Origin of the sequence: Acanthopleuribacter pedis (assembly GCF_017377855.1) — a bacterium.
GTDB lineage: Bacteria > Acidobacteriota > Holophagae > Acanthopleuribacterales > Acanthopleuribacteraceae > Acanthopleuribacter > Acanthopleuribacter pedis.
In genome coordinates this window covers 14537-26412 of record NZ_JAFREP010000018.1, presented here as the reverse complement: position 1 = coordinate 26412, position 11876 = coordinate 14537, and the positions used below count along the sequence as shown (strand labels likewise).

Annotated in this window: 9 protein-coding genes; 5 read left to right on the top strand and 4 right to left on the bottom strand. The window is 56.4% G+C overall.

Going from position 1 to position 11876, the window contains the following annotated elements; translation table 11 throughout:
- Positions 1 to 368 precede the first annotated feature (368 nt).
- Complete coding sequence (locus J3U88_RS18970; protein WP_207860518.1) at positions 369 to 1097, bottom strand: response regulator; 729 nt, start codon at positions 1095 to 1097, stop codon at positions 369 to 371.
- Positions 1098 to 1451: 354 nt separating this feature from the next.
- Positions 1452 to 2696 carry an ankyrin repeat domain-containing protein gene (locus tag J3U88_RS18965; protein ID WP_207860517.1) on the bottom strand — a complete coding sequence of 415 codons (1245 nt, stop codon included), beginning with the start codon at positions 2694 to 2696 and terminating at the stop codon, positions 1452 to 1454.
- A 203-nt stretch (positions 2697 to 2899) separates the two neighbouring features.
- On the opposite strand from J3U88_RS18965, the gene J3U88_RS18960 reads away from it, so the two are divergent.
- Positions 2900 to 3871 (top strand): Gfo/Idh/MocA family protein, encoded by a 972-nt coding sequence (locus tag J3U88_RS18960; RefSeq protein WP_207860516.1) that lies wholly within the window; start codon positions 2900 to 2902, stop codon positions 3869 to 3871.
- A gap of 73 nt (positions 3872 to 3944) precedes the next feature.
- Positions 3945 to 4784 (top strand): hypothetical protein, encoded by an 840-nt coding sequence (locus tag J3U88_RS18955; RefSeq protein WP_207860515.1) that lies wholly within the window; start codon positions 3945 to 3947, stop codon positions 4782 to 4784.
- Positions 4785 to 4805: 21 nt separating this feature from the next.
- Here the strand turns inward: J3U88_RS18955 and J3U88_RS18950 are convergent, their stop codons facing one another.
- Positions 4806 to 5996, bottom strand: coding sequence for a 6-bladed beta-propeller (locus J3U88_RS18950; RefSeq protein WP_207860514.1), 1191 nt, complete (start codon positions 5994 to 5996; stop codon positions 4806 to 4808).
- 387 nt (positions 5997 to 6383) lie between these two features.
- Entirely contained in the window at positions 6384 to 7463 is a 1080-nt protein-coding gene (locus J3U88_RS18945) for an NAD(P)-binding domain-containing protein (RefSeq protein WP_207860513.1), read from the bottom strand.
- Between the two features lie 988 nt (positions 7464 to 8451).
- Between J3U88_RS18945 and J3U88_RS18940 the strand changes: the two genes are divergently transcribed.
- The 3 genes from J3U88_RS18940 (at position 8452) to J3U88_RS18930 (ending at position 11873) form a co-directional block, all read left to right on the top strand.
- Positions 8452 to 9087 (top strand): TetR/AcrR family transcriptional regulator, encoded by a 636-nt coding sequence (locus J3U88_RS18940; RefSeq protein ID WP_207860512.1) that lies wholly within the window; start codon positions 8452 to 8454, stop codon positions 9085 to 9087.
- 124 nt (positions 9088 to 9211) lie between these two features.
- Positions 9212 to 10684, top strand: a complete 1473-nt coding sequence (locus J3U88_RS18935; RefSeq protein WP_207860511.1) for a TolC family protein — start codon at positions 9212 to 9214, stop codon at positions 10682 to 10684.
- The gene (locus tag J3U88_RS18930; RefSeq protein WP_207860510.1) at positions 10677 to 11873 is read left to right on the top strand and encodes an efflux RND transporter periplasmic adaptor subunit; all 1197 of its coding nucleotides are present in this window, start codon (positions 10677 to 10679) and stop codon (positions 11871 to 11873) included. Before J3U88_RS18935 ends, J3U88_RS18930 begins: the two co-directional genes overlap by 8 nt.
- The last annotated feature ends 3 nt before the right edge of the window (positions 11874 to 11876 follow it).

Here is an 11876-nt window from a genome sequence, read left to right as displayed (position 1 = left end):
TAAAGATCTGGAGCGAAATGGCTTGGGAAAAGCGGAGGCGCACCCGCTGGGTGCGGTGAGCATTTTCACAGGCCGTTGTAGCCCAGAGGTTTAGTCAAAACTGCCGCGAGTTATCGCGCTTCTTTAGGTTATATCGATCCACAAGCGGTTGGGCGTAAATTTTACTTAGATCGTTTGGGGTGATGGGCGTTGTTTTGGCGGTGCGGGGCCGATCCAAGAACGCGCGACGGCGTTTCGGCCTTCTTGATGTGTGCCCGACCTGAGTCATTAATCAACAAACTCGAAGGCGTGCAACGGACCGCCTGAATCGACTTCATTCAACCCAGGTGGAGCCGGCGGCTAGGATTTAGGCGGTCAACATTGTCCTTCTATGGGACCTCGGACACTTCTTTTGAGCCGTAGGCGCGATTCAAAATACTTTTGCGGATCTCCGTAAACTCTTCTTGGGAGATGTGGTTGTTTTCCAGGAGGTTGCTCACTTCCTTAAGCTCGCGGTAGATGTCGTAGGGTTGAATGTTGCTCACCTTCTTGGCCGCCGCCGCCGCGATTGCTTCATTGATGTTGGTTGGTTCCGAATCACTCTGGGGCTGAAATTGGTGAAGCTGTTGGCGCAAACGCTCGTTCTCGTGACGCAGGTTGGTGATTTCCAAGGTGGCCTGTTGCCGGCCTGCCTTGAGATGGTCGACTTCAAGCCGCAGTTTCGCATTCTCACGGAGATGGAGGCAGCGCTCGGTACAGTTGTTGAGCATTAGGTTCAGCTCTTCCGGCCGGAACGGCTTGTGGATGTAGTCGTAAACCCCGAATTTGATGGCGTCCATCAGCATTTGTTGGTCGCCGAAACCCGCGACCAGAATAACCTTGGTATCGGGCGACTTGGCCTTGGCCAATTTGAGGAGATCCACGCCGGTCATGCCCGGCATGACAAGGTCCGTCAAAATAATGTGGTACGGCGGGTTTTGGCGAATTCTGCCGCCCGCCAAAATGGGTTTATCCACCACCTCGGTTTCGAGCATACGGTGGTGGCGGGCGATGGCCCGCATGGTTGAAAGGATATTGGGATCGTCATCGACGATCAGTACACGAAATTTGCCTTCCATGGCGTCATCCTGCATAAGTTATCGTTACGTATCGACGCGTCGTTGCGTCGGCTTGAGCGCCGTTCCCAGGCCGACCCGTTTTTTTCATGAAGAACGGGGGCCGGCACGGTGATTGGCGCGGTTGAGAAATACATGGGTGGCGCCGTTTTAACAGCGGTGCGTCACCCGGATCGGTTCTAACCCATTGTAGAGAAACCGATTGTGTTTAGGCTATTCCAGACGAGAAGCAGCCGGCAGACTAGCCGGGATCTTTGCGATCAGGATCACAAAGGTGCATCTCGAGTGATTTTCGTGAGTGCTGTTTTTTACGTGAATGGCTGAAGTAAAGGGTTTCGATGCCGTGCCACGTTTCCGTTAGAAGAAGTTTTGTGTGAAATAGACATAATGGTTTTTTCCGATGGCGAGCCCGATTCCCGACCGCCGATAACCGGGTTTGAGAATGTTCTCGCGGTGACCGGGACTGGCCATCCAACTTTCGACGGCTTCTCGAACCAGTTGGTCGCCCTCGTGCCAACTCCTTTGTACCAGCTTTTCTTGTTTGTCGTAAAGGGTTGAGCTTCCAGCGGATTGGCTCATCATGAAAATGTTTTCCCCGATGCCTTCCAGAAATTCGGTGTCGCTGACCTGTTTGCGGGTGTTGTAACCGATCTCTTGCGCGCGGTCACTGGGACTTTTGCCCGCGGGGTTGACGTGGTTAAAAAAGTCTTGGGCGGCCATGTCGCGGCTGTGGCCGAGGGCGACCTTGTCCAGTGTGGCGTCCTCTCCCAAGGGCACGAGGTTGTGCTTGCGGCGGACCTTATTGATTGCTTGGTGAAGGGCGATTTTCATCGCGGCCAGATCGAGTTCCGGTTGTTTGTTGAGGTTGGTTTCGCGCAAGTTGTAGGTTTTCTCGATGATGGACTCGATTTGCGGATGGCAGCTTTGCACCTCTGAGTTCACCAGCCAGGGACGGCGGTCCAACTGAAGGATCATGTTGATCGCGCTTTCGCCTTCCGAGTTGGTATGGGTCAAATCACGGGTTGCACAGGCCAGCAGCACCACCAACTCGCGGAATTCGTTGCGGATCGCCCAGATCAGCGGGCTTTCGCCGTCCATGTCGCGCAAATTTGCGTCGGCACCGGCTTTGAGTAAGGCTTCGCAGTTTTTGAGGTGCCCCCGTTGGGCGGCCAGGGCCAACGGCGTTTTGAGGCGTTCGTCGTTGCTGTTGGGGTCGAGACCCGCATCGAGCATTTGTTGCAGGATGTAGCTGTCGCCGCCGTGGGCCGCCCAGTGGAGCGCGTTGCGGCCGTAGGATCCGGTGTGGTGGATATCGACCTTTTTGGAAAGCAGGAGGTCGACGATGTCCCGGTACCCTTTGGCCGCGGCCCACATCAGCGCAGTGTCCCCAAACCGATTGGTTTGGCGTGGATCGGCGCCGGCCTGCAGCGCGGCAAGGGCTTCTTCCGGTTGGTTGTCGTTGATCAGATCAATGACCTCGGTGTTCTGGGGCGTGTCTTTTTTGGCTTTTGGCGCGTCGAGGTCGTGGCCTTGCCGGCACTGCAGCAGCAGGGCGAGGAGGAGGCACAAAGCAAGGGGACGGATCAACGGGAATTGGGACAAGGGGGGACTCCTTCGGGGCGGTAACATAGGTCGGGCTCATGTAGGAGGGGACTAGGTAAAAGGGTCCTTCGAACGGTCAGCCTCATTTTACGTTGCGCCACGGTGTTTTCTCAAATTGAACCGGCCCGCCGTGTTTTTTTTTCCGCGGGTTGTGCGAAAATAACCGCCTGCATGACATTTTTTTTCGAGAAAGGGGCAACAACATGGGAGAGCCGATTAAAACCGGGGTGATTGGCGTCGGTGCCTTGGGACGTCACCATGCCCGTTTGTACAAACAGGTGGCGGGTTGCGACTTGGTTGGTGTGTACGATGTCAACCGCGAGCAAGCCCAAAAAGTAGCCGACGAAATTGGATCGACGGTTTTTGAGGACATGCACGAACTGATCGAGGCCTGCGAGGGCTTGAGCATCGCCGTGCCCACCAATTACCACTTTGATATTGCCAAGGGTTTATTGGAACGGAACAAACACGTCCTGATCGAAAAGCCGATTACGCAAACGGTTGAAGATGCCAACGCCTTGATTGCCCTGGCCCAGGAACGGTCGTTGATTCTTCAGGTTGGCCATGTCGAGCGCTTTAACCCGGTGATCGGGTACTTGGAAGAAAAGGCCGACAACCCGCGCTTCATTGAAAGCCACCGTTTGTCGCCTTACCCGCCGCCGCGGCCCGGTTTGCCGCCGCGTGGTACCGAGGTCGGCGTGGTTTTGGACTTGATGATCCATGACATCGACATGGTGCTCAACCTGGTCAAAAGCCCCGTGGTTCACATTGATGCGGTGGGTATTCCCGTGTTGAGCCCTACCGAGGACATTGCCAACGCCCGGATTAAGTTCGAAAACGGATGTGTCGCCAACCTCACAGCCAGCCGGGTTACGCCTGAACCGTTGCGGAAAATTCGCGTTTTCCAAGGGAACTGCTATATTTCCCTGGATTACCAGGCCAAGTCGGGCGAGGTGTTCCTCAAAACCGACAAGGGCATTCAGCGCGAGGCCGTTCCGGTTGAAGACCACAACGCCTTGCTCAAGCAGTGTGAAAACTTTGTCGCCTGCATTCGCACCCACCGCGAGGAAGGTGTGTTGCCCACGCCCAAGGTATCCGGTGAACACGGTCTGCGGGCGCTGGAAGTGGCCGTCGCCGTAAGCGAAGCCTGTATGGCGGGCCAACCAAAAGCATAAACCGGTCGCGGCCGTCGCCCACCCGACGGCCCGGATGCCGCGAGGCTCCGGTGCGGTCGGGTTGGGAGAATTGATGAATACGGATGGAACATCCCTGATGTGGGCGGTACTTGCCGGTACCGTCCTGCTGCAAGCAAGCAAACAAGGCGTCTTGCGTTGGCGCGGCGCCTCGGCTTGGTTGCCTCCAACCCTGCTGTTGTGGTTGCCGGTAATGGTTTGGTTTTACCAGGGGCTGGCCCACTGGTCGGTCAACCCGGAACAGTTGAAAATGGGCGAGGCCCTGTTGTGGGTGGCTATGGCAATGGACGCGCTTGCCTCCCTGATCCGCGTCACCACGCCGTCCCCCGTGCTGTGGTCGGTGCGTTTGAGTTTTCCCCTCTTGGTGGCCTTGATCCTGTTTCAACCTCGGTTGGGAACGGGGGAAACGACCGCCTGCGTGGTGCCCGTTTATGGGCCCGCGATGGTGTGGAGCGATGCATTGGTCGGCCCAACCACCTGGTATTTATTGGAGTTACCGGAAACGGATAAAATGCGCGGTCGGGCCGTGTACGGCGATCCCCACGAGGGCAAATCGGTCTTTTCACCCTTTTCCGGTCGGGTCGACCGTGTGACCGATACCGGTTTCATCGAGATCACCAGCGAAAAAGGTGATTTGCGCCTGCGCATTGGGCCCCTGATGCCCGACATGATGATGGCTAAGGAAGGCGGTGAGGTCTTCGCCAACCAACCCTTGGGCTTGATGGGCGAAACCGAGGGCACCCCGGGCGTGCGCCTCGAAATCCTCGAGGGTGGCCCGCTGGTTTTCGCCGATTGTTTGGCGGGTCGTTACTTCGCGGCCCAGTACGAGCGGGTCCCGGCGAAACGCAACCTGCGCGTCCAATCCAAGGCCAAATCGCGATTTTCCTTCCGGTAGTGAGGAACAGCGCACCATTGATTAACGGTACGGTTCTCTGAGGCGAAGGAGGACCATCATGGGTTCGTCGGGATCCTGGGTGTCGTGGTCGGATGAACGGATGAAACATTCTTTGAGATAGGTTTGCAACTTTTCCAGGTGTTGGCGCGGGGCTACTGCCACCGCAAAGTCCGCGTAAGTGGATTTAATCGGTGCGATGCGGGGTAAAATTTTATGGCGCGCTAGTTGTCGCCCATGGAGATCAAAGGGCACCCATCCCATCGCGCCGACTTTAACAAGAACCATTTTTGGAAGAACCATCATATTGTGGATTGTTCCTTTGTGATTTGTTAAGTACATCATGCTTTCACCCTTTCCCTTTTTGTATTCCTCATAATCAGAAAGGGTCAAAGGGTTAGATATATCGATGGGTTTCTCTTTTGTGTTATTCCCCTCTTTGTCCTTATCCCAGATTGTTATTTGTGAGAAGTAGGGGCTACCTAACCAGAAGTGTTTACCAACTTTTACGAAGTTTGAAATGACTGTTGGACCGAATTCGAGTTCGACCGCGGTAGGGCGGCCTGTGAATTTTTTAATGGGTGAGAGGGATGTGACTTTTCCCTTCTGAGTCCTGTTTACATGAAAAAGCGCGCCCTGAATATCCGGCTCTGTTGGATATCGAACGTTGGCAAGAATAAGATAGTCTTCATGGGGCCAGGCAAAACCTGGGCCAAGCATATGGGGATGTTTTCCTTCAATCGTATTGCGATAGAGCTCAATGGCGTGTTGGAAATCGCCCGATTCGTTGTAAACGAGAATTCTAGATCGATGATAGTCATAGAAGGCCACAAGGTTGTTGTAGATATGCGTTGCGAAATTTACATGAAGAATTTCCTCAGGACCCATCCCGGCACGAGCAACAATGCGATCAAAACGGCCGTCGAGATGATGGCGAAACAAAGTGTCGCCCTTATCATTTGTTACGAAGTAACCTGATTCTGTACGCAGGGTTACTTTAGGGTATTCAAAGAGCGTTTCGTCGGTCAATTCCATTGAAAATGCAGAATGAAATTCAAAAAGGTCATCAAGCCACTTAATATGGCTTAGTTTTTTATTTAGGTTTGTATCTGTTGTGATAGGTTCGGTTGAGAGGCAAACTGATGTTGTAAAGAATATAAGAAAAATATGAGTTTTGGAGAATATAGAAAGTGGGATGAGGTTCATGGCGCGCATAGAACCTCACACATTTGAAAAGCGTTGTAGCAAGGGTCGCCAAAGCCGCTGTCAGTGCAGTCGTCTCTGAACATGTAGCGGCAAGGTTGGTTGTAATCCCTCATATCGCAGGTGTATTGGTTGCAACGGATTTCGATGGTGACGCAATTACAGTGGCAAAGGTATGTCTTAACGAATACGAGCTGAGACCAGTATAGATTATACTGGCCTGAGGAGAACCCAGAAACGAACAGAAATATAAGGACGGAAAGAAAGCTTCGGTAGGCTTTTTTCATGAAGACCTCATGTGTCTGGTTTTTTTGGTTCTTGATGTACCTGAAATCTATCATGTTCCTTGTTGTTTGATAAGAGTTAATTTTTCTTGGTTTTGAGGTAAATTCTAACGCGTTACATGGCGATGCTTTCCAGAGTCTTTAGGTGGCGGTTGAGGAATTCGCGGACCGTGGTTTGTAAGGCCTCCGGGTCGGACGGGAGGCGGCGCGATTCGAGCAAACGGCCGTTGTGTTGGTAGCGAATCACGGCGACCGGGCCGGCGGCGTGGCAGGTTGCCACCAGGGCGGGCGTGCCCATAAAGGGATTGCCGGGGCCGATTTCGAAGTGGATGGTGAGGAAGTCGGTTGATTTGCCCAGTCTGGTTTGGTGAATACGGCGGCAGGGGACGGCTTCCATATAAGTACCGCCGTTAGCCAGGTCGATGTAATCGCACAGGACTGAAGCTTCCTGCCACAGGGCCGCCGAGTTGGCCAGGCGCATCGCGATCATGTCGCTGAGGGTGGCGGCGTCGCGACCGACACCCTGGCGCGGCCAGTCCCAGCCGTGGTTTTTGCAAGCCAGGATCCGGGCCAAAGCGCGGACGCTGTGGCGATAGGCGCTGCCCGTGTTGTGGTCGGCCGGTGCCGCGTTGGCGACAAAATACAGGTTGGGGATGTTGATGGATTCCCATTCGTGGGTCAGCTCGGGTAAGTGGTGGTGGCGGCTGCTGTCGGGGAGGCAGTTGGGTGCAAACACGCCGTTGCGCCAAGCGGCCGTGGTGGCGATGACCACGTATTTGGCCAGGATGACGCGATGGGAACGGTCGCGCACCAAAAAGCGGCCCTCCCGCTGGGCGATGTGGGTTACCTCGCTTTGGTAACGAATCGGTAGTTGATAAAAAGCGGCGAATGCCCGCAGGTAGCTTGCCCACGCGCGGTTGTTCCCTTGCCGGTGTTGGGCGGTGGCCTCAAAATTCAAATGGGGCGCATCGCACAATAATGAAAAACGGTCGTGATGTTTGGGATGATCCGCGGCAACGGTTTTGTGTTTTTCCAAGGAAAAAGGGGCGGTGTTATCCGCGCCAAGGTGTTGGGCGATGGTGTTGTTCGCCTCGAGTAACACAAAATCAAAGCCGGCTTTTTTTAATTCGTAGCCCAGTTGCAAAGCGGCGGGGCCGGCACCAATCACACAGTAATCAATCAATTGAGCAGTCATCGTTTGCCTCCAGAGGGTGACGCAAAGCGACTCGGTGAAACCTGAACGATGTCATTCAGGCATGAGGGCACACCGTCGCCGGTAGGGTTGAGACAACCATGACGTTTCGACTTCACGATTCGATACGGATGCTTGTCGCAATACCCTGACAACAAAAGTACCCGGCAGTCGCGCGTTGCTGAGCGAGATGTGGACGACACGGGGCACGCCACACCCCAAGGGTGGGTCGGCAATAGCCCCGTGTCGGTGCGTCGTCGAGGGATGGGGAGGTTTTGGCGACGCACAGGAAACCCGTCATGGGCGGGTTAGGGACGGTTTTTCCGGCTACCTGGCGCATCTCGGTTCGGGCATAACCGTGATGATTGAGGCGACGGGTTCTCCAAAATAATTGCCGGCGATCCCGGCAATCATCGTGGCAAGGAAGCAGCCGCCGAATGACGCCACCTTGGGCATTCGAGCGGTCGATCCGTTTTGAGTAAGTTGGGCCCGGCAAGACCCGGCAAAAACGGTGAGCAACAACCGTCTTTGATCGACGGCGTGATCACACGGATGGTTGTGAAACAGAATGAAGTCGGAACGAAAGGTCGTTCATCGGACGGCACAGCCTTGCGCCGCTGGATGAATCCTAGGTGAAGAAAATGGAGACAAAGTGGAGAACAAAAGGAAAAATTGCAAAGCTTCCGAAAAAGCCAAATTTCCCTGGTCGCCCACGGATGCGCCATTTAGAGAGTGAAACGGGTCGACCGCGGATTTTAGTCCCTTGAAGAAGTGACCGAGATCACGAGTGTTCACACGAGGTTGTTTGCATTGAGGCCCGTGTTTGGCCTCCAAAGCGGCTTGCCGCTGCGAAAAATACTTCTCAAAACCTTTGGGGTAAAAGAGTTCGCCGCGGTTTTGGGGCTTGTTCGAAAAAATTGGTCAACATTTCGAACAAGTGTGTCGTACAATTGTTCGAAACAAGTGTTCGGCTTGTTGCCAAGGAGGAAGCATGGGCACCGCTAAAGATTCTGAACAAACCCGCGCACGCATTATCGAGGCCGCCGGCCGCTTGTTCGCCGAGCGCGGCTTCAAAGGGGTCACCGTTCGGATGATCGCCAAAGAGGCCGAAACCCACCTGAGCGCGCTTAATTACCACTTTCAATCCAAACAGATTTTGTTCCACGAGGTGCTGATGCATGCCGCCGCCCATGCCTCTATTTCGGCCGAGGAAAAACGCTTGCTCAAAACCTTGAAGCCGCGCGAGGCGCTGTTTGTGATGGTGAAGGAGGTTCTGGAAGAAGGTCGCCGCGAAGGCGCGGGCGACTGGCGCAATGCTTTGCTAGCGCGTGAATCTCATTTCGGCGGCGAGGCCTACCGCGAGGTGATTGAGCACTACTACCGCCCGGACATGGTCTTTGCCACCGAGCTGGTGGCCGCGGCCGCGGGTTCCACGCCCGACAGCCGTCATGTGCAATTTGCGGTACTGACGATGGTTTCTTTGTTGGAAACCTTCGGCCTTCACGGCCACATGGCGGAAGAAATTGTTCCCGGCTTTTTCGATGACCTGGGCCGCAACGACCAACTCAGTCGCCACATCGTGGCGGTGACGCTGGCCGCCGCCAACCCGGAATTAGGAGGGGTTTGATGTTGTTTTTGCCCCCCATCTTTGCCCGATTGGTTCGCTTGCAGCATCTTCAGCCCCCGCCTCGCGAAAACCGCGAGACGGGAGCTAAACGCAAGTCAAACTTGCGTTAGGAGGAGTCGAAACCATGTTCTTTACCAACACCTTCACAAAAACAAACAACCGGATAAACCGTGCCTGGCGCGGTCTCGCTTGCGGCGCTTTGTTGGCTTTGGCGCTGCTCGGTTTGGGTTGCGGCCCCCAAAAAGCAGCCCAAACCAACCTCCCCGCCGCGGTCGCCGAGGCGGTTCCCCAAAGTTGGCGTGAACCCACGGGTGACCTTCCTTTCAGCGATCATTTGCTGCAGGTGATCGATGAGCCTGCCTTAACCGCGCTTATTGACGAAGCTTTGGCCGAAAATCCCGGCTTGGCGGCGACGGCCCTGCGTCTGGAGGCCGCCGGGGTTTTGGTGAAGCAGGCGCGTGCTCAAGATTTGCCCCGGCTCGATGCCGGTTTTGAAGCGGGTCGCAACAACCAAACACCCGATCCTTTGACCGGGCAAAACACCACCGCCGGTTCCCTGCAACCCACGGTTTCCTTCAGTTGGGAACTCGATCTGTGGGGTCGCCTGGCCGACCATCGCCGCGCGGCCCAATGGCAACGCGACGCCCAAGAGGCGGATTGGATCGCGCTCAAAGACGCCCTGGTGGTGCGCGGGGTGCAGACCTGGATCGCGGCGGTGAACAGCGGCAGGATGGTGGCCGTGCAAGAACGTCGGCTGGCGATGTTGGCCGAGGTTGAGGCGATTCAAGCCGACCGGTACCGCAACGGTTTGGCCGGCTATGAAGAGGCGGCGGCGGCCAAAACGCAAAACGCGCTGGCCCGTGCGGAACAACATGCGCAGGCCGAAAACCAACGACGCGCCTTGCGCGAACTGGCTATTTTGCTGGGTCGCCCCCCACAACACAGCCCCGATTTACCCGCCCAATTGCCGGCGATTCGTTTGACCCAACCCGCGCTTCCCGCGGCGGTGTTGTTACAGCGACCCGATGTTCGTGCCGCCTTGGCGCGGTTGGAAACAGCGCGTGCCACGGCCGATGCGGCCCGCAAAGCCCAATACCCCAACCTCAAACTCTCGTCTCAGGTCTTTCGCCAATCCGCGCAACTCTCGGGGTTGGGTGCGGCTGAGACCGGTTGGAACCTTTTGGGTTCGCTGTTTCAACCGATCCTCGACCACGGCGCCCTGGCTTACGCGGCACGCGCCCAACGTCTTGAAGCGGACGCCGCGGTATTTGACGTTTACGACATCGTGTTGCGCGCCCTCGGCGAGGTGGAAAACGCGCTGGATCGCGAACGGAGTTTGACGGCGCAAATGGATGCTTTGGCCGTGGCGGAACAAGAAGCCCGTCGCAACAGCGCCTTTTTTGAGGCGCGTTACCGTGATGGTTTGGACAGCCTCCAGAGTTGGCTGATCGCCCAGGAACAAGAAATCAGTATCGCGATGCAACGGGAAGCGCTTCAAGCGGCCCATCTGGTTAACCGCATCGATTTGGCCCTCGCCGCCGGTCTCGGAGAAGATACCCGGCCTTGGTTGGCCCGCACAGGAGAAACCCATGACTGAACCCCATACGAATACCGGCGTTAACGCATCGAATCCTAAAGAAACCGGCGGGCCGGCCTGGAAGAAATGGGCCGTATTCATCGCGACCGGGTTGTTTTGTGCCACGGTTTTGCTTTTTGTTTTTTTTCAAGAGCCGGAGCAAACCGCGCCTGATGAGAAAAAAGGCGTCGACGTTGGGTTGCCGGTAAGTGTGCGCACCGTGGCACCGGGCGGTTACCCCGCCACCATCACCGCGTTGGGCGAGGTCACCCCGCTGTGGCAATCCACCCTGCGCAGTCAGGTCAATGGGCGGATTGTGACCTTGTCCGCTCGTTTGCAGCCAGGGAATACCGTGCGTGCCGGCGAGTTATTGGTGAAACTTGAAGACAGCGCTTATCGGCAGCAATTGCGCGAAACCAAGTCGCGCGTGGCACAAGCCCATGTGACCCTCAAAGCGGAAGAACGCGAGGCGGTCGCGGCGCGCCAAAACTGGAAACGTTCCGGTTTGGAAGGGGAGCCCGATTCTGATTTGGTGCTGCGCCAACCCCAGGTCGCCGCGGCACGTGCCGAGTTGGCCGCGGCCGAGGCGGCGGTCGCCGCGGCGGAGGAGCAACTGGCGCAAACCGAAATCCGCGCGCCTTACGACGGCCTGATTGTGTCGCGTGAGGTCAATCCCGGCGCGTCCTTGTTTGCCGGCGACCCGGTGGTTCATTTGGCCGGGCTGGATGTGTTTGAGGTCGCGGTGCAATTGGACGCAAAACAATGGGCGATGCTGCCCGACGATTGGCGCGAAACGCCGGTGTCGCTTGTCGATCCCGAGGTCGGCACCCGCCACGCGGCGTTCGCCGTGCGCGAGAGCCGTCGCCTCGCCGGGGAAACGCGGTTGCGCACCCTGTTTGTGCATATCGAAGAACCCTTTGCGCAAGCCCAGCCCCTGTTGCCAGGGAGTTTTGTGCGCGCCGAATTAACTGGTAAAACCCTGGAGCACGTCTTGCGGGTCCCGGAAAGCGCCTACACCAAACAAGGTTTGTGTTGGTACGTCGACGAAGGCAATCGCCTGCGTGCCTGGCAGGCGGAAGCCCGTTTCTTCGGCGACGGTACCGTGTTTGTGACGCCCCCGGAGGATGCGGTCAACGACTTGCGGTTGGCCGTTTCCCCCCACGCCGGTTTTACCCGCGGCCTCGCGGTGCAACCCTTGGAAGGAGAGTAAACC